The organism is Microcoleus sp. Z1_B2, assembly GCF_036700325.1.
Classification (GTDB): Bacteria; Cyanobacteriota; Cyanobacteriia; order Cyanobacteriales; family Microcoleaceae; genus Microcoleus.
In genome coordinates this window covers 124,759-145,595 of the sequence record NZ_JAUBOQ010000010.1, presented here as the reverse complement: position 1 = coordinate 145,595, position 20,837 = coordinate 124,759, and the positions used below count along the sequence as shown (strand labels likewise).

20 protein-coding genes are annotated in these 20,837 nt (G+C 44.0%); 12 read left to right on the top strand and 8 right to left on the bottom strand.

Going from position 1 to position 20,837, the window contains the following annotated elements:
- The first annotated feature begins 30 nt into the window (after window positions 1-30).
- The 6 genes from QT984_RS08175 to QT984_RS08150 all read left to right on the top strand — a co-directional run bounded on the left by QT984_RS08175 (window position 31) and on the right by QT984_RS08150 (window position 4,722).
- A complete protein-coding gene (locus tag QT984_RS08175; protein ID WP_333051625.1) occupies window positions 31-672 on the top strand; it encodes a type I restriction endonuclease in 642 nt (213 codons plus the stop codon).
- A 57-nt stretch (window positions 673-729) separates the two neighbouring features.
- Complete coding sequence (locus tag QT984_RS08170; RefSeq protein ID WP_333051627.1) at window positions 730-1,200, top strand: GNAT family N-acetyltransferase; 471 nt, start codon at window positions 730-732, stop codon at window positions 1,198-1,200.
- Between the two features lie 935 nt (window positions 1,201-2,135).
- On the top strand, window positions 2,136-2,423 hold the full coding sequence (locus QT984_RS08165; protein WP_172191372.1) for an NfeD family protein: 288 nt from the start codon (window positions 2,136-2,138) through the stop codon (window positions 2,421-2,423).
- A 113-nt stretch (window positions 2,424-2,536) separates the two neighbouring features.
- Entirely contained in the window at window positions 2,537-2,824 is a 288-nt protein-coding gene (locus QT984_RS08160; protein WP_333051632.1) for an NfeD family protein, read from the top strand.
- Window positions 2,825-2,951: 127 nt separating this feature from the next.
- Complete coding sequence (gene glyQ / locus QT984_RS08155; RefSeq protein WP_190660228.1) at window positions 2,952-3,830, top strand: glycine--tRNA ligase subunit alpha; 879 nt, start codon at window positions 2,952-2,954, stop codon at window positions 3,828-3,830.
- A gap of 124 nt (window positions 3,831-3,954) precedes the next feature.
- A complete protein-coding gene (locus QT984_RS08150) occupies window positions 3,955-4,722 on the top strand; it encodes an ATP-binding cassette domain-containing protein (RefSeq protein ID WP_333051635.1) in 768 nt (255 codons plus the stop codon).
- A gap of 168 nt (window positions 4,723-4,890) precedes the next feature.
- On the opposite strand, the gene QT984_RS08145 is transcribed toward QT984_RS08150, so the two are convergent.
- Together QT984_RS08145 and QT984_RS08140 are read right to left on the bottom strand one after the other, a co-directional pair.
- Window positions 4,891-6,162 carry an MFS transporter gene (locus tag QT984_RS08145; RefSeq protein ID WP_333051638.1) on the bottom strand — a complete coding sequence of 424 codons (1,272 nt, stop codon included), beginning with the start codon at window positions 6,160-6,162 and terminating at the stop codon, window positions 4,891-4,893.
- Window positions 6,163-6,571: 409 nt separating this feature from the next.
- Window positions 6,572-7,084: a DUF2808 domain-containing protein gene (locus tag QT984_RS08140; RefSeq protein WP_333051640.1), complete on the bottom strand. Its 513-nt coding sequence runs from the start codon at window positions 7,082-7,084 to the stop codon at window positions 6,572-6,574.
- A 583-nt stretch (window positions 7,085-7,667) separates the two neighbouring features.
- On the opposite strand from QT984_RS08140, the gene QT984_RS08135 reads away from it, so the two are divergent.
- The 3 genes from QT984_RS08135 (at window position 7,668) to QT984_RS08125 (ending at window position 10,829) form a co-directional block, all read left to right on the top strand.
- Window positions 7,668-8,816, top strand: coding sequence for a Re/Si-specific NAD(P)(+) transhydrogenase subunit alpha (locus tag QT984_RS08135; protein WP_333051643.1), 1,149 nt, complete (start codon window positions 7,668-7,670; stop codon window positions 8,814-8,816).
- Window positions 8,817-9,129: 313 nt separating this feature from the next.
- Window positions 9,130-9,423, top strand: coding sequence for an NAD(P) transhydrogenase subunit alpha (locus QT984_RS08130; protein ID WP_106150865.1), 294 nt, complete (start codon window positions 9,130-9,132; stop codon window positions 9,421-9,423).
- Window positions 9,420-10,829: an NAD(P)(+) transhydrogenase (Re/Si-specific) subunit beta gene (locus tag QT984_RS08125; RefSeq protein ID WP_333373758.1), complete on the top strand. Its 1,410-nt coding sequence runs from the start codon at window positions 9,420-9,422 to the stop codon at window positions 10,827-10,829. The genes QT984_RS08130 and QT984_RS08125 overlap by 4 nt, the downstream gene beginning before the upstream one ends.
- 203 nt (window positions 10,830-11,032) lie before the next feature.
- On the opposite strand, the gene QT984_RS08120 is transcribed toward QT984_RS08125, so the two are convergent.
- Genes QT984_RS08120 through QT984_RS08110 form a run of 3 tightly spaced genes read right to left on the bottom strand, consistent with a single transcriptional unit; the run spans window position 11,033 to window position 12,015 of the window.
- Entirely contained in the window at window positions 11,033-11,395 is a 363-nt protein-coding gene (locus QT984_RS08120; protein ID WP_332947362.1) for a DUF5615 family PIN-like protein, read from the bottom strand.
- Window positions 11,395-11,736, bottom strand: coding sequence for a DUF433 domain-containing protein (locus tag QT984_RS08115; RefSeq protein WP_333231267.1), 342 nt, complete (start codon window positions 11,734-11,736; stop codon window positions 11,395-11,397). Before QT984_RS08115 ends, QT984_RS08120 begins: the two co-directional genes overlap by 1 nt.
- Window positions 11,737-11,751: 15 nt before the next feature.
- Window positions 11,752-12,015, bottom strand: a complete 264-nt coding sequence (locus QT984_RS08110; RefSeq protein ID WP_333051654.1) for a type II toxin-antitoxin system HicB family antitoxin — start codon at window positions 12,013-12,015, stop codon at window positions 11,752-11,754.
- Between the two features lie 261 nt (window positions 12,016-12,276).
- Here QT984_RS08110 and QT984_RS08105 point away from each other — a divergent pair, with 261 nt between their 5' ends.
- Window positions 12,277-12,972, top strand: coding sequence for a hypothetical protein (locus QT984_RS08105; protein WP_333270270.1), 696 nt, complete (start codon window positions 12,277-12,279; stop codon window positions 12,970-12,972).
- Between the two features lie 20 nt (window positions 12,973-12,992).
- On the opposite strand, the gene QT984_RS08100 is transcribed toward QT984_RS08105, so the two are convergent.
- The gene (locus QT984_RS08100; protein WP_333373754.1) at window positions 12,993-13,307 is read right to left on the bottom strand and encodes a hypothetical protein; all 315 of its coding nucleotides are present in this window, start codon (window positions 13,305-13,307) and stop codon (window positions 12,993-12,995) included.
- Window positions 13,308-13,562: 255 nt separating this feature from the next.
- Between QT984_RS08100 and QT984_RS08095 the strand changes: the two genes are divergently transcribed.
- Complete coding sequence (locus tag QT984_RS08095; RefSeq protein WP_333373752.1) at window positions 13,563-16,658, top strand: type ISP restriction/modification enzyme; 3,096 nt, start codon at window positions 13,563-13,565, stop codon at window positions 16,656-16,658.
- 143 nt (window positions 16,659-16,801) lie between these two features.
- On the opposite strand, the gene QT984_RS08090 is transcribed toward QT984_RS08095, so the two are convergent.
- Window positions 16,802-17,440, bottom strand: a complete 639-nt coding sequence (locus QT984_RS08090) for a Uma2 family endonuclease (protein WP_333051665.1) — start codon at window positions 17,438-17,440, stop codon at window positions 16,802-16,804.
- 283 nt (window positions 17,441-17,723) lie between these two features.
- Here QT984_RS08090 and QT984_RS08085 point away from each other — a divergent pair, with 283 nt between their 5' ends.
- Window positions 17,724-20,441: a protein-arginine deiminase family protein gene (locus QT984_RS08085; RefSeq protein WP_333373749.1), complete on the top strand. Its 2,718-nt coding sequence runs from the start codon at window positions 17,724-17,726 to the stop codon at window positions 20,439-20,441.
- Here the strand turns inward: QT984_RS08085 and QT984_RS08080 are convergent.
- Window positions 20,438-20,743, bottom strand: a complete 306-nt coding sequence (locus QT984_RS08080) for a hypothetical protein (RefSeq protein ID WP_333051672.1) — start codon at window positions 20,741-20,743, stop codon at window positions 20,438-20,440. The genes QT984_RS08085 and QT984_RS08080 overlap by 4 nt on opposite strands.
- Window positions 20,744-20,837: the final 94 nt, after the last annotated feature.

The following is a 20,837-nucleotide window of genomic DNA, read 5'->3' as shown; positions in this document are numbered from 1 at the left end:
ACAATAAATTTCAATTGAAGATGCAAAGCCATGACACAATCAATTCAAGCAAAAACACTGACTCTGCACGATGTCAAAACAAAATTTAACTTCCAACTTTGTGAAGACGAGCAATTTTTCCGGGAGTGGATGGACGATTTACCAGAAATTACAGATGAAGAAAAGCGATATCTTGACAAAGTAAAGGCTGGCTATACTAATAGTGCCGACCACTCCATGATAGAAGATACCGTAAAAATGGTGGTACTGGCTCCCTTGCTATTTTTAGCAGATTTATACCTGAATCCCTTTCATATAGAGGCAGAAAAATCGGTGGAACTTGTCACCGTGGATGAAGGTATACTTGTCAGGGGAAGTATTGATGTTCTGCTTTTAATTGAATCTTTTTGGGTAGTTGCGATCGAAGCGAAGCGAGCACAATATTCCGTTGAAGCTGGACTTCCTCAGTTACTATTTTATATGCTGAATGACCCCAGTCCAGAACAAGTAACATTTGGGCTTCTGACAAATGGCAGCAGCTTTCGATTTATCAAAGTGACCAAACAAGGCACACCGCAGTATGCCGTGTCTAAACTTTTCGATATTGGGAGTCCAGGAAACGAACTTTACGAAGTCTTTCGCATTTTGAAGCGGCTAGCTGGTATAATTTCCAGTAACACCTCTTATACTTAAATACATAATAAGGCTGTTGAGAACTCAAACTAAACGAGACAGCCAACAAAAATCACAATGAATGAAAATTCTTTGGAGTTGCAGTCAGGATTCGTCCTCCGCCCGGCCTCAGAGCAAGATATGAGGTCAATTAGAATCTTAGTTTGGGGCGCCAAACTCGATCCAACTCAGTTGCGCTGGGAGCAATTCTGGGTCATCGAATGCGAGGGAAAATTGGCAGCTTGCGGACAGTTGCGGAACTTTGCGGGCGCGCAAGAATTGGGCAGTTTGGTGGTGGCGAAAGATTGGCGCGATCGAGGTTTGGGAAGCTACCTCACAAAATATTTAATTCAACAAGCTACAGAACCGCTATATTTAGAATGTTTGGGAAAGCGACTCGCATCATTTTATACTCGCTTTGGCTTCACAGAAGTTTCCGTACAAGATTTGCCGCAGTCGCTTAAATTCAAGTTCGGTTTGTCTCAATTAGCTAAAACTTTATTCAAAATTCCTGTAAGAATTATGCAGTATCAAGCAGGTTGTCTGTAATTATGACTTTTATGAATTTAAGATTCTGAATTTATGAATGGATTTTAAGTTCGACCTGTTCAATAATTGGATAACAGGGTGCGATCGACCTGCATCGATCAAAAACTCCTACCGCCTCCTGATATCTGCGTCAGTCTCGATCGCCTATTGTCTATGCCTAAATAGGTAGGTACACCTCAATATCGCATGGGGAGGGTGGGTGAGTTGCCAAGTTTACTTGCTTATATCATTGATCCGCTTACGGGCCCCTAATGGCGCACTGGCTGTCAGAAACCGGGTTTTTAGAGGTTTGGTGCGTCAGTTACGGACTAGATATTTATGGATATTCCTGATTGGGCGATCGAGAAGGCGTAAGTTCATAATTCACTGTTTGCGGTAGTCCAGTTAGCTAAATTGGCACAGCTACCAGCCTGATATTTAGGCAGAAACCCTTGCAAAATCGTTGTTTGCAGGTTAACCAGTGTCATGTGCCAGTACCAGACTCGGAAAGTGGACTGGCGATCGCACCAAAGATATTGGACTCCTGGCAAATTAGTAAGTGTAAAGCAAGTGAGTCACAACCCAATCAAAAAACTCAACCCCAAAATTCAAGCCAAAAATAAAACATTTTCACAGCAGCAGTAATGCGGAATCAGACAATCTCTAATGTAGCTAACCACATCTACCCTTAAGGTAAATCCCACCAACTGCTCAACCACTAAATCCTTAATTCAATACCTCGGAATTACTGGATTTAGACTCCCCGCAACCGCTTCTCAAATCCCCTCAACATTTCAAAAATTATTTGCCTTTTATCCTGATAAAAGCACGGAAGGCAAGAACAATGAAATATCAAGGCAATCAATCAATCTTAACCGAGGAAATGCAGCCTCTCAAATAGCATAAACCGACAATTACACATCCCCATATATTTTAACACAACAGGAGTAAATATCATGTTCAACGTAGTAAAAGCTTTCGGCTCGATTTTCTCTACCCAAGGATACAGCACAGCTAACAATATGCTCATCAAAAATTACATCAACACCAATTTTAACTACTTCAACGAAGAAGCAGTAGTTGATGAATCTATTTACCCGAATCAAACAGGTCGCGTCCGCTTTCAAGGTAGCTGGTGGCCCGCACGGTGCGATCGCCAAATCACCCTCACACCGGGAGACACCGTTTATGTCATCGGCGTTGACAACATCACTCTGTTAGTTTCCCTCGCTCCCGCAGACTAAATCAGAGCATGAACAACCTGGTAATCAATTTTAACCAGGAAATGCTAGTTTTCAAAGAACACAAAATCGGCGATTAAACTTCGATATATTTTAACACAAAAGGAGTCAACAAAATGTTTAACGTAGTAAAAGCTTTCGGTTCTATTTTTTCTCTTCACACCTACAGCACAGAAAACAATCTCTTAATGGATAACTACATCAACACCAATTTTAACTATTTCAACGAAGAAGCTGTCGTCGATGAATCGATTTACCCGAATCAAACTGGTCGCGTCCGCTTCCAAGGTAGCTGGTGGCCCGCACGGTGCGATCGCCAAATCACCCTCACACCCGGAGACACCGTTTATGTCATCGGCGTTGACAACATCACTCTGTTAGTTTCCCTGGCTCCTGCAGACTAAACTAGAACTCGATCCAAACTGCCTAACTTTTCACACCCAAATCTGATTTCGGCAGGGTTTATGCAAATAAACCCTGCCTTTTGTATGCTTAAATAAGTTGAGACACTCGCTAACCATATTTAAACCAGTGAACTTTCAATCAGTCATTGCCACCTTAAACAAATTCTGGAGCGATCGAGGATGCCTGATCGCCCAATCCTACGACACAGAAAAAGGTGCAGGAACCATGAATCCCCACACCTTTCTCAGAGCAATTGGCCCCGAACCTTGGTCAGTCGCCTACATCGAACCCTGTCGCCGCCCCACCGACGGACGCTACGGCGAAAATCCCAACCGCTTCCAACATTACTATCAATATCAAGTTTTAATTAAGCCCTCTCCTCCCAACATCCAAGACATCTATTTAGACTCCCTCAGAGCATTAGGAATTAGCCCAGAAGACCACGACATTCGTTTCGTAGAAGACAACTGGGAATCGCCCACCCTCGGAGCTTGGGGCGTGGGCTGGGAAGTCTGGCTCGACGGCATGGAAATCACCCAATTTACCTATTTTCAACAGTGCGGTAGCATTGACTGTCGCCCCGTATCCATTGAAATTACCTACGGACTAGAACGCCTCGCAATGTATCTCCAAGAAGTCGATGCCATGACGAAAATTCAGTGGAAAGATGGCATCACTTACGGCGACGTTCACCTGCAAGGAGAAATTGAACAGTGTACTTATAACTTTGAAGCTTCTAATCCCGAATTGCTGTTTACTCTATTTGGATTGTACGAGCAAGAAGCAGAACAATTGACAAAAAAAGGATTGGTTTTGCCGAGTCTTGATTATGTGTTAAAATGTTCTCACACTTTTAATTTGCTCGACGCTAGAGGTGTGATTTCGGTAACGGAAAGAACCCGCTACATCACCAAAATTCGCAATTTGGCGCGGCGAGTTGCTCAGCTTTATTTGGAACAGCGCGAAAAGCTGGGTTTTCCATTGGAAAAAGCTGTAAAAGTTTGAGCAGGAAGCATGGCACGACACGGATTCGGACACGGATACACGGATTAATTTAGCTGTTAGATCCCCGACTTGTTAAAGAAGTCGGGATCTGGGTATCCGGTTTTTTATATTTTTAATTAATTCAATGCGTAATTCTTCAGAAAATAATACAGAAACAAATCCTCAACTGCGAATTGACAGTGTTAGTTTAAAAACACCGATCGCCTCAAGTCATTTGTTGGAAAATATATCCTTTCAGGTACACAAGGGAGCTCGCGTGGCAATTGTTGGCCCTTCAGGTGCGGGGAAAACAACGCTGTTGCGACTGCTAAATCGACTCAGCACTCCCACCAGTGGCTCGATTTATCTGGAAAATACAGAATATCGCCAAATACCTGCGATCGAACTCCGCAAACAAATCACCCTCATCCTACAAGAATCCAAGCTTTTGGGAATGTCGGTGCGAGAAGCATTGGCTTATCCTTTAAAGCTGCGGGGCGTGACTTCATCAAACATTGCTGAGAGAATTAGCGGGGCGATCGAACAACTGCACATACCCCAAGAATGGCTAAATCGCACCGAATTCCAGCTTTCTACAGGCCAAAAACAGCTCGTGGCGATCGCCCGCGGCATCATCCTACAACCAAAAGTCTTGCTTTTAGATGAGCCAACATCCGCCCTCGACGCAGGAAAAGCTGCCCACCTTTTGCAAGTATTGACACAGCTAACAAACGGCAAAACCACTATTGTAATGGTAAACCATCAATTAGAATTAGCTGAGCAATTTAGCACGCGAATTCTGCATTTACAGCGCGGAAAGCTCATCGAAGATTTGCCCTCTCATCAAATTAATTGGGTGCAACTGCGGCAAAATTTAATTCAAGCTGAAGCTGAAGCCCAACAAGAATGGTGAACTCTGGTTGCGTAATTAATTTGGATGTTTTAACCGCAGAGGGCGCAGAGGGCGCAGAGAAAGAGAAGAGAGAAGTTTACAAATTGTTGAGGGTTGCTAGAGAGACAGTCAGATATTAGCTTTGGGAATTTTGTTTAAGGTTGGCTTTTGTGATTTGACGGTAAATTGTTACTGGGAAATTAAACCCATTTTTTGATAAATTGGCCGAACTAAGTTTTTTAAAGCTGGCAACTGTTTGGTAAAAATTATGGAGCCTACAACACAAATTATTCCTCCAATGATGACTGTATTGGGAGCGCCGATATAATTGGCCAATCCGCCGGCAACTAAATTCCCAAAGGGTGTCACTCCAAAAAATGCCATCGTGTATATGCTCATCACTCTTCCGCGTTTGTCGTCTTCTACAATTGTTTGCAAAAATGTGTTTCCTCCTGCAAATTGGATAATGAAACCAAACCCCACAAACAACATCATGATTAATGAGAGCCATAAGATGCGGGACAAGCCAAAACCTATCAGCCCAAATCCCATAATTGCCGGTGAAATCGCAATCAATTTGCCGAGGCCAACTATACTTTTGCGGGAAATCAAATAAATCGCGCCCGCGAAGGCGCCAACTCCCGAAGATGCCATCAAAAAGCCGAGGGTTTGTGCGTCGCCTTGCAGAATTTTGGTGGCAAAAATTGGGACTAATACTGTGTGGGACATTCCGGCAAAACTGACTAATGCTAATAGCAGTAAAATTGCTCTAATCGGGGGGAACCCGAAGGCATAAACGAATCCTTCTTTTAATCTTTGTAAGGGTTTGGTATTAGTTGCGGCAATTTTTCTGGGCTTGATTTGCATCGCTAATAAGCCTGCAATTACAGCGATGTAGCTGAGTCCGTCAATGAGAAAGCAATAACTTGCCCCGACTGTAGCTATCAGCAAACCTGCAATTGCTGGGCCGATTAATCTGGCTCCGTTGAACATGGAAGCGTTGAGGGCGATCGCATTTGCTAAATCTTCTTTCTTTTCTACAAGTTCCGGTACAAAAGCTTGCCGTGCCGGCGCGTCAAAGGCGTTAATTGCGCCTTGAAAGAAACTCAGTACCAGGATCTGCCAAATGTTAACGACTCCTGTTAGCGCTAAAAATGCTAGCGCTAAGGATTGAACCATTGCTAATATTTGAGTGGCAATTAGGACTCGGTGGCGGTTCCAGCGATCGATTAAAACTCCTGCAAAAGGCAGTAAAATTAATGTGGGGATTTGACTTGTAAATCCGACCACGCCGAGCATCCAAGGTGAATCGCTCAAATTGTAGACAAGCCAAATAGTAGCGACTTGCGTCATCCAACTGCCAATCAGTGAGAGGCCTTGTCCTGCAAAAAACAGGCGATAATTTCTCGATCTCAGCGCTGGAGGCAGTTTTATTGTTTTGATTTTTGCTAGTAGATTCATGCTGCAAGTACGGCCTTAGCAATCCTATTTGATTGGTAAACATTTTTTAGGGGTAGCGCCCCTAAGCCTACCCCTAATTAGCGAAGGGCAACTATCGGGGGACTGCCCCTAGACTCATTATTACGAATCATTGAGAATTGCGATATGAGCCGGAGGTTCTATTTTACAACTCCCGAAAACTGAGATGTTGCACCATTCTCAATAAGCTTTTGATGAACAGGCTTTCCGGCCTGTTCCACAAGAAAATTCACTCTTTGTGGAACAGGCCGAAAAGCCTATTAAGCGAGAATGGTGCAAGATGTGAGGAAAACCAAGATTTGAGTAGAGTTAAATTTTTCCACCCAGGAAAACGATCGCCACAGTTAAATTTTTATGTCGCGATCGCTTGACTAACGAGAAATTCCTTCCCTCAATTAATGCTCAACAGCCAAGTACCGAGGTAACGCAGCAAGGGAACATCCCCAGGGGTGCGGATGCGGACGTTGAAATGGTACATTCCGCCAGGGGATGGGTTTCTGACGTTGGAGAGTACAACCTCAACATTGTTGCCGGCGGCAATTGGTTCTGTGGGATAAATTTCTATGAATCGATTTTCTTTGTCCCAGATTACTTCTTGCAATTCTATTGTTTTGTTTCTGACGCGCACTTTAATGTCTTTTTGGTCAAATTCGCCTTTGTAGTAGTCTGGATAGGATATGTTGAGTTGGGCGATCGCCAAACTTACTTTGTTGGAAGGAATTCGCAGCCGATATCTATCGCCACTCATCCCGGCTGTACCGTAATCCAAGCGATAGTTTAATTGGTTGGCGCGTTCGGGGCCGCCGAAAATCGTGAATCCTGGCATGGACTGGGCTAAACTGATGGCGGGTAATCCAGCCACCAAGCAACCTGTAACTGCTAGTGCTGAAAATAATCGTCGCATAACAACTCCTCTAATTAAACTCTTGGTGAACCTTTAATATCGATCGCCCGAAATTTGCGATCGTGCCTACAATATATCGAATGTCTCAGCAATTTGATGAGGGCGAGCCGATTTTAGATTTTAGATTTTAGATTTTAGATTTACTCCCGTCTGCTTTGAGAATGAATCTGGGGGCTGGTTAGAACCCGACGCTTTTCTGTGCCTCCATCCTAAGTCTCCGAAACGCTGAATCTGGGAACCTCCGAACAAATTGCTCGATCGTCAATTATTTTTTGCGTATTTTTTGCGTAATACTGATAACTGACATTCTAACTACAGAATTAGGCGACATAAAATTGTATCATAATCTGTGGCTAACTTAACAATTTAGCGAATTTGAATGTATAAGATAAGTTAAAGATACGGGTCGAATTTGGGCGATCGGCTTTAGTATCAACGAGAGAAGTTTAGGGGAACGGCTGCTTCAATGTAAAGCAAGGCATCGGGCGATTAAAAATCGCACTTCAAGAAACCTGCAGAGGCAGGTTTTGTCTGTGTAGGCGCGGTTTCAACCGTCCTAGGAAGGCTTAAATAAGGAGAGTTCATGAAATTAGCGATCGCAAAAGAAATAGCAGCAGGGGAACGCCGGGTGGCTTTAGTACCCGACGCTGTAGCCCGATTAGTCAAACAGGGGGTCGAAGTTTGGGTTGAGGCGGGTGCCGGCGCACAATCCTTTTTCTCGGATCGTGCTTACGAAGAAGCGGGAGCTCAGGTTGTCGCCGATACCGCTAGGCTGTGGGGCGAAGCCGATATCGTCGTCAAAATCGGGGCCCTGCAAGAATCAGAAGTTCATCAACTCCGCGAAGGAGGCGTTTTCATCGGATTTTTGAATCCTCTGGGAGATCCGGCTTTAGTGCAGCGTTTAGCCGATCGCAAAGTAACGGCATTCAGCATGGAAATGATCCCGCGCACCAGCCGCGCTCAAAGCATGGATGCGCTGTCATCTCAGGGTAACGTCGCCGGTTACAAAGCGGTACTGATCGCAGCCGCCGCTTTGCCGAAATATTTCCCAATGCTGACAACGGCGGCGGGTACAATTCGCCCCGCGAAAGTATTGGTAATGGGTGTGGGCGTTGCTGGCTTGCAGGCGATCGCCACGGCGCGCCGTTTGGGTGCGGTAGTCGAAGCCTTCGACATCCGCCCGGAAACAAAAGAACAAGTGCAAAGTTTGGGCGCTAAATTCCTTGATGTCGAACTCAAGGAAGAAACCGTCGCCGCCGGAGGTTACGCTAAAGAATTATCAGAAGCGGCTAAAGAATACACCCGCCAAGTGCTCACCCAACACGTCAGCGCTTCCGATGCAGTGATTACAACCGCTCAAGTTCCCGGCAGAAAAGCACCTATTTTAGTTACTAGAGAAATGGTTTCTCAAATGAAGCCCGGATCGGTAATTGTTGACCTCGCGGGCGAACAAGGCGGCAATTGCGAATGCACGGAAGCGGGAAAAGATGTTGAATGGAACGGCGTTAATGTCATCGGCCCGATTAATGTGCCTTCGTCGATGCCTGTCCACGCTAGCGAAACTTACTCGAAGAATATCTCCTCTTTACTTCAGTTGATGCTGAAAGATAAGGAACTCAATTTGAATTTTGAAGACGATATCATTGCTGGTGCTTGTGTTGCCCGCGACGGTGAAATTAGCAACCAGCGAGTGCGGGATGCTTTGGCAGCTCAGGCATCAGCCGTTAGTTAGATTCGGTCGTTATGAGGCAAAGTCCGGCAGTCCGATAGTCCGGCAGTCCGATAGTCCGATAGTCCGGCAAGGGTTGAAACCCCTGCCTCAAAGCTCAAGTCCTCGCTATGAGGACTGAAGAACTGATTAAATATCTCCAAAAAAGGCTTTTTTGAACAGGCAAGATGCCTGTTCCACAAGAATTATTGGAGATGTTTATTAGTCCTCTTAAGAGGACTTTTGCTATGAGTCAGGGAATTCATTCCCTGGCGGACTGGCGGACACAACCGGGAACGAGTTATAACCAATTACCAATTACCAGTTCACACTTGTTATGGCAGAAGGATTGATTGCAGGTTTAGTGGTGTTTACTCTAGCATCGTTTGTGGGATTTGAAGTAATTAATAAAGTCCCGCCGACGCTGCACACACCTTTGATGTCGGGATCGAATGCGATTTCGGGAATTGCCGTTTTAGGCGCAATTCTGATTTCTGGCCAAGGTAATGTGACTGTTACTTCGATTTTGGGGACGATCGCGATCGCCCTGGCCACAATTAACGTTGTCGCCGGTTTCTTAGTAACCGATCGAATGCTGCAAATGTTCAAGAAAAAAGAGGTTAAAGCGTGAGCGATTTTCTGCCCAGTGGCATTCAACTAGGTTATTTAGTTGCCGCATCTTTGTTTATTATCGGTTTGAAACAGTTGGGTTCCCCTGCAACCGCGCGTCAAGGGAATGTGTTAGCTGCGATCGGGATGTTAATTGCGATCGTCGGTACTTTGCTGGAAAAGCAAGTCATCAGCTACGAATTGATTGCTGTCGGCATCATCATCGGTTCCATTTTGGGAACAATTATGGCGAAAACTGTCGCGATGACGGATATGCCGCAGATGGTGGGTTTGCTTAACGGTTTTGGGGGCGCGGCTTCTGCACTCGTTGCTGTGGGCGAATTCTGGCGCTATCTCAGCATCCCGGAATCCCCGACGCCTGATGCGACAATCACGATCCTTTTGGGTGTGTTGATTGGCGGAATTACTTTCACTGGTAGCCTTGTGGCGTTTGCGAAACTGCAAGAATTGCTGCCGGGTGCGCCGATGACGTTTCCGCTGCAACAGCCGTTTAATGCCATGCTGGCGATCGCACTTTTAGTCGGCAGCGGTTATATGCTGACGAATCCCGAAAATGTGCCGGTATTCCTGGGTTTGGTGGCGATTTCCAATATTCTGGGAATCATGTTTGTGCTACCCATTGGGGGTGGCGATATGCCGGTGGTGGTGTCGCTGCTTAACTCTTATTCGGGGATTGCTGCGAGTGTGGCTGGGTTCATTTTGATGAACAATATGCTGATTATCGCTGGTGCATTGGTGGGCGCGTCGGGGATTATTTTGACGCAAATCATGTGCAAGGGGATGAATCGATCGCTTTCTAGTGTGCTGTTTAGCGCCTTTGGTAGCGGTGGTGCTAGTGCTGGGGCTGCTGCTGGGGCTGCTGGTGTTACTGACAAAACTGTTCGCAGCATCAATCTCGAAGAAAGTGCGATGATGTTGGGTTATGCGCGATCGGTTGTAATTATTCCGGGTTACGGGATGGCTGTAGCGCAAGCACAGCACGCCGTGCGCGAGTTAGCCGACGGTTTGGAAAAAATGGGTGTTGACGTGAAATACGCGATTCACCCGGTGGCTGGGCGGATGCCGGGGCACATGAATGTGCTCTTAGCGGAAGCAAACGTGCCTTATCCGCAGTTGTACGATATGGACGATATCAATCCGCAGTTTGAAGAAACGGATGTGGCGTTGGTGATTGGTGCGAATGATGTGGTGAATCCGGCGGCGCGTCACGATACGGCGAGCCCGATTTACGGGATGCCGATTTTGGAGGTTGATAAGGCCAAGCATACGATCGTGATTAAGCGCGGGATGAGTGCTGGTTTTTCCGGTGTAGACAATGAGTTGTTTTACAAGGATAAGACGATGATGTTGTTTGGTAGCGCTAAGGATGTGGTTGCCAAATTGGTTTCTGAGGTGAAGCAATTGTAGGATTTTTTAACCGCAGATGAACGCGAATTAACGCGGATGATTAAACCCGGTTTCTTGTAGAAACCGGGTTTTTGTTTTGGGTTTGTATAGATGCTAATACTTCTCTTTCTTTCAGTCTCTTAGAGAGGGAATTCGTGTGACAAGAAGCAATTTTAATCGCCGAATTTTATAAAAAGATACTGCTATATTGTCCGCCCTGCGAATTATCTCAGTGGGATAAATTCAATCCTATCTTGATATTCATTTTCAAAAGATGCTCCCGCAATTTCAATTAACTCGTCAATCACTTGGCCCATATCTGCATTCAAGCGGATTGTGAGAATTCCTAAAACGTGGCGACCTTGGGCTGTATGATCTGACAAATGAACTGGCATTGAACGTCGGTTATTAGTAACGAGGATAAAGTTATTCTCCTCGCACCAACACAAGATTTCTGGATCTTTCGTTCCTTTAGGCGGAACACCTTCATCGCCAACCATTAAAACGACGATATCGGATTGATGATACAAAAGCTGCACCCGATATTCAGGGTCTATATTTTCGTCTAACAGGTATTTAACAGTCATTAATGAACTCTATCCCGTTGTGTAGATAGGTTTTTTTGTTCCTTAATTTGACGCATTTTTAAGACAAAAGGTGATGGATTGCGATCGTACTCAGCTTCAGCTTTTAGGCAATATTCTAACCAATCTCCTACATATTTACCTACAGTTTTTGTATTTTCCAGATAGTACAAAATCGTAGCATAAACTTGAGCCATAGTCACTGTCCGAAATTTTTGAGCTATGGCTTCTGGAGTTTGGCCGCGGTGGATGTATTCGTAGAGAATGTGTTCGATACCTACGCGGGTTCCTTTGATGCGGATATCTTCGGGTGTTAAAAATTCAAAGTAATCTTCTAATTGCATGATTGTTGTTCATTTTCACTGTGAGCTTTGAGCGTATACTGAGTGTAACACATTGGCTACTTCAGGCTGAGTGGGGTTAGTTGAAAGGGCGCTATGCAGCCGATTCTGGACTTCCGAAGAATCTGCTGTCTCAAAAAATAGTTCCAACGCTTCGATCAGATTCTGTCGCGCTGCTTCTATATTGTCACCTTGGCTGGCAATATCAAGTTCTGGGCAAAGGGATACATATCCGTCGCCTTCTCGTTCAATAATTGCTGTCAACTGTTGTGTTGACTTCATACTTTGAAGTGGCGGACTGCCAAGCTCAAACAATTATAGTTTTACTTGAGATTATATCATATCTTTCGCTGTTCGGTGGAGACGGGCGATCGCCCTATACAATGCTAGCTTGGTTTAAATAGTCACGGGCGATCGGTGCTAGTCAAATATACCTGCGATCGGAGATTTTTTAAATATAATGAAATCCTAAAGAATTAATAGAACTGCAAAAATTGTACTAACCTTAAAGCTAAAGTCAATTAAATTAAAAAATTTTCAACTATGTCAGATCAACCTTTTAATATCCGCCAACTAAATGGCCTAGATTATGACGAAGCAGAACCACTCCTGGAAGATTATCAGGAAACGCTAATCGAGCTATTTGTCAATGCTCCCGAAGGAGAAGAATACTGTAAAACTTATCCAGACGTGGGATTTTGGATCTCGCAGTTCATTTATTACGGTTTCGGCTATGAAGGTTTTACGCTGCCTCGCATGAAAGTGGAAGATGTGGCAACTGTAGTCGAAGAGTTGTTTCCCAGGAAAGTGAGTTTGCTTTCGCCGGAAGAAGGTGAAAATGCTATCCCGGAATTATTGGCGTTCTGGCAATTTTTGAAGCGAGAATTTAAACTGCGAAATGCCACTTCAATTATCAAATACCTGCGGGATATCGAGCCGGAATTTAAGGAGATTATGGAAGATTCCTCTAAATTTGGATTTGCCAAATCCTTTGTAACGCTGGGTCATCAAGCAGGGTTTGATATAAGTACGGGGGAAGGTCTAACACAATTTCAGGAGATATATAATGCTAGCATTGCTCCTCTAATTGCAGCTAAAAACTCCGATACATCGGGATTTTCCAGCCAACCGATAAGTGATAGTGCTGTCAATGAATCTAAAGCAAGTAAAGAAAAACAAAAAAAAGCAAAAAATACGGCGGCTGAATCGAGAAAACGCAACCGCACTAAGAAAAAATGAGGTTTAGCAAGTATCTATCCTCACTTCACTCTTCTTCTGATTCTTCTCAGCATCTTGTTAGCTTCTTCCCTCCCGCGAAACTTCCAAACTAATAAATAACACATCAAACAAAACCCGAAGATTCCTAACACGATCGCACTTTCTTCCGGTGAGTTGGTAGTTCGATAGAACTTCCCACTCTTCGGACTTGCTTGGATGTTGTTAGTTCGATCGACCGTTCGATCGCCCGCTTGCAAGTTAAAATTGTGTTGTTCAATCGCATTACTATTTTTAAATTTTCGATCTATTTCTTGAAATGACTTCGCCTGTTCGCAGCTTGTTAAGGATAATCCCATAAGGATAAAAATTAAGAAATAACAGCGACATTTCATGATTTTTACCTTTCGGTCAGCGAAAAAGAGAATAAATCCATATAGGGCTTACTGACTCCGACAAAGAAACCGGGTTTTTACCTAATCTGTCGGTAGCCACGAAGTATTTTCCTAAAAAACCCGGTTTCTGGGCCCCTATCTCCAGGACTATTCTATCTACTATAATAGCATTAAACTAATTCAGGAAACATTTCCAAACTAAACCAGGAAACTGATTCAATGCCGTCTATATCTTTTGATGCTTACCTCAAGTCGATTCAAAATAACCTGCAAAAAGGTAGCGAGCGCAGCCATTATCCAGCGCTGAAAGGTTTGCTGGATGACTCAGACAAGGGCATTGATGCTGTCATTGAAGAAACAGGCAACAAGGCAGGAATTCCCGACTTTACAGTAAGGCGGCGGGAACTACTGGTGGGTTATGTAGAAGCCAAAGACGTTGGGCTAGACCTGGATCAGATAGAAAAATCGGAGCAATTGCAGCGGTATATAGAAGCGTTTCCGAATCTAGTATTGACCAATTATTTAGAGTTTCGTTGGTATGTGAATGGGAAGCGCAGGCAGAAGGAAATTTTAGCAGATCGTAATGAGAATAAGCTGCAAGTAAGGGCTACAGAAAAGATTGCGGCTTTGCTGGATCAATTTCTCAACTATACAGGCGAGATTATCAGCAGTCCTGAAGACCTGGCGCGACAGATGGCGAGGTTGACGAAAGCAATCCGGTTAGCAACAACAACTGCACTGGAGGGAGAAAATAAAGACGGGGAATTGCATCAACTGAAGCAGGGCTTTAGTGAGGTGTTGTTGCCCGATTTGAATGATGCTGATTTTGCTGATATGTATGCTCAGACGATTTCTTATGGGTTATTTGCGGCAAGAGTTGGTCATGCTCAAAATCCAGGGGGTGAACCGTTTACTCGGCGCACGGCTGGCACGTATATTCCGGCAACAAACCCATTTTTGAAGCGATTGTTTAATACGATCGTCGAAACGGATGCAGTCAGTCAGATCGATTGGGCGATCGACGATTTGGTGCAATTGCTGTCTCAAGTTGATATGGGCAGCATTCTCGAAAACTTTGGGCAGCGCACTCGTCAAGAAGACCCGGTGGTGCATTTTTATGAAACGTTTTTGGCGGCATACAATGCGGCTTTGCGAAAGAGTCGAGGCGTTTATTATACACCGGAACCTGTGGTGTCGTTTATTGTGCGATCGGTTGATGCTATTCTCAAAGACCGCTTCGATTTGCCATTGGGATTAGCTGATAACGCCAAAGATCCAGTAACACAAAAGCCGAAAGTGCAAATTCTCGACCCTGCAACGGGTACGGGTACGTTTTTGTATGAAGTGGTAAAGCAAATTTACCGCAATCTAGAAGAAATTGGCATGGCGAATCAGTGGGATAGCTATGTGCGAGATAATTTGCTGAATCGGTTGTTTGGATTTGAGTTATTGATGGCTCCCTATGCCATTGCTCACCTGAAGCTAGGGCTAGAACTTCAAGAACTTGGTTACAAATTTAAGGGCAAACAACGATTAGGCATTTACCTCACCAATACGCTGGATGAGGCACTGAAAAAATCAGAGATTTTGTTTGGTCAGTTTGTGGCACAAGAAGCAAATGAAGCTTCGACGGTGAAGCGAGATACACCTGTGATGGTTGTATTAGGCAATCCGCCTTACTCTTACGAGTCGTCAAACACAGGAGCATGGATTAGTGGTCTTGTTCGCGACTACTATCAAGTTGATGGTCAGCCATTGGACGAGAAGAATTCAAAAGGATTGCAAGATGATTACGTAAAATTCATTCGTTTTTCTCAATGGCGTATTAATGAAACTGGATTTGGGGTTTTAGCACTCATCACCAATCATGGATATTTAGATAATCCGACTTTTCGAGGAATGCGTCAAAATCTGATCCAAACTTTTTCGGATATCTATATTTTGGATCTTCATGGAAATTCTAATAAAAAAGAAATATCTCCTAATGGAGAACCCGATCAAAATGTTTTTGACATTCAGCAAGGTGTAAGTATAGGAATTTTCATTAAACAGCCTGGAAAATCATCATCTGCTGAAACACATCATTCTGAACTTTGGGGAAGTAGGTCAGACAAATATGAAGCTCTTAGCAACTTAGATATTGATACGATTGCGTGGAATAATCTTAAGCCTCAATCGCCTTTTTACCTTTTTATTCCTCAAAACATCACCTTGCTTACAGAATATGAAAAGGGTTGTAAAATCACAGAAATTTTTAATATAAACAGTCCCGGAATCATGACAGCACGGGATTCATTAACCATTCACTTTAGTCAAGACGATGTATGGAAAACAGTTAATAAATTTTCAAGTATTTCCCCTAATGAAGCAATTCAATTTTATGAATTGCCAGAGAATACAAGAGACTGGAAAGTTGAATTAGCTCAAAAAGATTTAAGATTATCAGGTCTTTCAGAAACAAAAATTAAACCAATACTTTATCGTCCTTTTGACATTCGTTATACCTACTATACGAGTAATGGGAAAGGGTTTCATAGTTTGCCTCGTGGAAATGTGATGAACCATATGTTGACAGGTGAGAATTTAGGATTGATCACTGTGCGCCAAGTACCTGAAGGTATCTTCAATCATGTTCTTGCCACCAATTGTCTTGTTGATAATCGTATTACTTCTAGTAACAAAGGATACGGACAATTATTTCCTCTATACACCTATCCTGATACTGCCAATGAACAGGGTAGTTTATTTACTGAAAGGACTAAAAATTTATTTCCAGGTTTTTTAAGTTCAATCCAAGACAAGCTTGACTACATTCCCACACCAGAAGCAATCTTTTACTACATCTACGCCATCTTCCATAGCCCTACCTATCGCCAACGCTACGCCGAGTTTCTCAAAATCGACTTTCCTCGTGTGCCGTTGACCCGCAATGACCAGCTATTTAAAGACTTGGGTGCAAAAGGTCAGGCATTGGTAGACCTGCACCTGATGAAATCGAAAAAACTTAATAAGCTGATTACTAAAATGAGTGGCGATGGTGACAATGCCGTTACCGAAGTTATCTATAAACCCGCTGAACAGCGAGTTTATATCAACAAAACCCGCTATTTTGAAGGCATCGCCCCCGAAGTTTGGGAGTTTAAAATTGGGGGTTATCAGGTTTTAGATAAATGGCTCAAAGACCGTAAGAAAGCCAAACGCACCTTATCTTTTGATGATGTACTGCACTATCAAAAGGTGGTGGTTGCGCTCAAAGAAACCATGCAACTGATGGTAGAAATCGATCAACTGATTCCGGGTTTTCCCATAGAGTAAGATTCAGGACTTACTGACTCCGACAAAGAAACCGGGTTTTTACCTAATCTGTCGGTAGCAACGCGTCTTTTCGTAAAAAACCCGGTTTCTGGCCTGGTGTGCGATGATCGGAAATCAACCCATTTACACTTACAACACTCAACTCATCCAATCAGTCGTTGTCGAAATTCTTTAACTGCTGCGAGGGAATTCGGATATCGAACATATTCTGCCAACAATTCTATATCTAAATTAGGCAGGATTTCACTGCGACTGATTTGCTCATAACCGCAGGTTTGGACAAATTGAACTGGAATTTCTTCTCGCAGGTAGTAGAGGCTAAAATTTTCATTTTGCCAAAACCAAACTTCTTTAACATTTAACCGTCTGTAAACTTCCAATTTATTCAGGCCACCACTGGTAACAACAACCTCAATTGCTAAATCGGGAAATTCTTTGTCTGTACCAATGCAGTAAGCTTCATCAGGTTCCGTCCCGCCTCTTTTTTCCTCTTGCCGTAGGCTGGTAGAACCAAATGGAAAATAGTCTATATCTGCTTCTAAAAAGTAAATGAGTAAAAGGTCTCCAATGCGAGTTTTTCTGTTTTCATGGCGGCGGGAAGGTGACATAATTTCTAAGACTCCATCTAAATACGTGACTCGATATGCGGAAGTATCCCCACTTCTGGTGAGTAATGTTTCATATTGTTCCCAGTTGACGCGATCGGTAATATAGCGACATTCGGAATCTTGGCGTTGGAGTGCTTGTTGGTCAAGTAGAGCATTGAGATCGCTTGTCAACATACTATTACCTCCTTTAGGTTGTCTTGATTGTAATGAGAGTTAATGCGATCGTGATGAATACTATATAATAATTTAAATATTATCAGATATTGTGGACTCCGACAAAGAAACCGGGTTTCGACTTCGCTCAACCACCAGGAGTTTTTATCGAATCTCTGAACAGCAACAAAGTATTTTCGTAAAAAACCCGGTTTCTGGGCCGCCATGCGTAAGTCCTTATAATTAAATCCCCAATTGCTCCCAAGATTAGGTAAAATTATTGGCGTGTCTGAGGATAAACTATATGCGTTTGGTTAAATATATTGCGATCGCCATTATCAATGGTTTCGGTGTCGTCATCGGTATTATTTGGGTTGCAGTCCCCACAACAGTGGCTCAACCTTCCCTAAACTACCAACTCGCACTCTCTGGGCGACAGTCAGAGGGCGAAAATCCGCAATCCCTTTCCGAACTCTACAAATTGCGCGATCGCCTGAAAGTACAATTAGATAACCTTGCCAAAAATCCCGACAGCGCTTCGTTTCCTGCAGAACTTTGGAAATCAGCAATCCACCGTCAGCAATCTCAAACTCTGACGCAGCAACTCCAAAACGTTCAAAGTCAGATTCAAATAGAAGAAACAGCCAAATATAATTGGGACGAGGCTGCTAAATTTGCCGCCCAAGCAGTCTTAATTGGACGCACTTCTAATCCTTCTTCTGCTACTTGGGAACAGTCGCAACGCCTGTGGCAAATTGCTATCAATACGCTGCGACTCATTCCTCACGATTCTTTTTTGGCCGATCGGGCGATCGACAAAACCATCGAATATCAAGGAAACCTCAGTGTCGCAACCTATGAAATGCAAGTCGCACGTTCGGTAGAGAAAATTAGAGCCGAGGAAGAAGAGATAAGAGAGCGAGCCCGACAAGAGCAAGAGAAAAAAGAATTTGCTCGTCGAGAAATAGAGAGAAAAGAGCAAGAGAAAAAAGACCGGGCTAGAAAAGAGATTGAAAGGCAAGAGTTTGAAAAGCAAGAATTAGCCCGTAAAGAACTTGAAAGGCAAGAATTAGCCCGTAAAGAACTTGAAAGGCAAGAATTTGAAAGGCAAGAGTTAGCCAGAAAAGAACTGGAAAGGCAAGAATTTGAAAGGCAAGAGTTAGCCCGTAAAGAACTTGAAAGGCAAGAATTAGCCAGACAAGAATTAGCTAGACAAGAACTTGAAAGGCAAGAATTAGCCAGACAAGAATTAGCTAGACAAGAACTTGAAAGACAAGAACTTGAAAAGCAAGAGTTAGCTAGACAAGAACTTGAAAGGCAAGAATTAGCCAGACAAGAATTAGCCCGACAAGAACTGGAAAGACAAGAGTTAGAGAGAAATCAGCAAGCAACTCCTCAACCAACTCCTGAATCAACTGCAACACCAACCCCCACCCCAGTTACACCCGCCGCGTCCCCGTCGAACTTTTTCTTTGCGGGAGATACCAACAGAGATGGCCAAATTAACCAGCAAGACGAAGCTGGAAAAGAACAATGGTCTTTGTCCAGTGGTGCGCTAATTTCATTTAACGATCGCAATAACGATCGCGGCAAGATACCGACTTGGAAACAAACCAAAGTTATGGTTCCCCGCCGTGCAGCAATGCTTTCTCAAGTTAACTTAAACCTGTCTGAAAGCTTCAAAACCTCTCAGTTATTTATCACTGCTGATAGCATTGCTAGCCCTCACATCAGCGTTTTCCAGAAGACGGGGGACGGCTGGCAACCTGTAGATATATCCGGTGCTAAACCTCTAGTTTTCAGCACCAATATTGTTTTAGGTGTCGAAGCAAAACAATTTGCCGATCGCAATTGGAACGGCACTGTTAATCTCAAAGCAACTGCCCAAAACAACGGTCAAGAAATCGCCTCCACAACAATCCAAATGGGCGTTAGTCCTTGGATGATAGCGCCCAATACAGCACCAGTAACCGAAGTTCAGGTCAGCGACAGAGGCGCGGTAAACAGCGAATTTATCTCCCAACTCAAACAAGCAGTAGAACCCACGGGCGCTAAGGTAAAAATTATCCAGGGCGATCGCACTTGGATGCAAGATACCCAGAAAAACGGATTCGTTCAACTCCCCGAAGAATCGGAGATCCGCCAGTTTAATGTAGCCCTAAAAAGCAATAGCGAGCCAGAGAAAAACCCGCCTATTAAATCAACTCAAAACCGGGATTTGAAAGTAGTTAAAATTGGCAATCCTCGTTCTTTAGACCCTGTAAGTCAGTGGTCTGACGGATACGGCAATTTGCAGGTGACACCGCCGATTCCCGGACACCCAATGGGTCGAGTTTATTACGGGAATTCGGGAAATGCTAGTTTTAATCCAGAGGTACTTGATTTTATTCAAGCTCAGAGAATTCAAGGGCCGCCAGTGGATATTGATACTTCTTGGCTTTTGACTCGCCAAGTCGATGAAATTATCAATTTTATTCCCACTCAAACTCCCGGACAATATGTAATGGCGATCGCCAGTCCCGAAGCCGGAGTTAAGCTGTTGGAAGAATTGGAGGGAAGAGGTTACGGCGATGTGGCGATCAATCGTGGTTTGAGCACTCAAACAACTGTCAGCGCCGCCTTGAAAAACCGTGCTTTAATTCAACACAATCTCTATTTGCAAAATCAGAAACTTAATCCGATTATAGAGAAGTTGAAAAGAGAGTTTTTACTCGGAGACGACCAAATTGTTCAAGTTCCAGTGATGTTTGGCTACAGCGGTTATGCTTGGTGGCCGAATATGGTCAATTCGGTGCCAGTTAACGGCAAGTTGTTAGTTTCAAATCCGCGCGGGCCAATGATTGACGGTGTAGATTACACTCAGGAAAGATTGCGCCAACTGCTGCTTCCTGCTGGGGTCAGCGTTAGTTTTCTGGATGATAGGTATTATCAAGAATTGAAAGGAAACGTGCAGTCGGCGACGAATACTGTGAGGAAGCCAGAAGAGCGGCCTTTTTGGCAGTCTTTGCCTAATAATTACTAATTGGGAATCGGGAATGGGGAATCGGGAATCGGGAATCGTGAATCAGGAATTTGTAGGGGCGGGTTCACCAACAATACTCGCCTGTAACTGACAATCTCGTAAACCCGCCCCCACCCAACAGTAAATCTAATTGGGAATCGGGAATGGGGAATCGGGAATCGCGAATCAGGAATTTGTAGGGGCGGGTTCACCAACAATACTCGCCTGTAACGAACAATCTCGTAAACCCGCCCCCACCCAACAGTAAATCTCAATATACCTCCTAAACCCGCCTCCCTAGTACCATTTTTATGAACAGGCAAGATGCCTGTTCCACACAAGTACCATTTTTATGAACAGGCAAGATGCCTGTTCCACACAAGTACCATTTTTATGAACAGGCAAGATGCCTGTTCC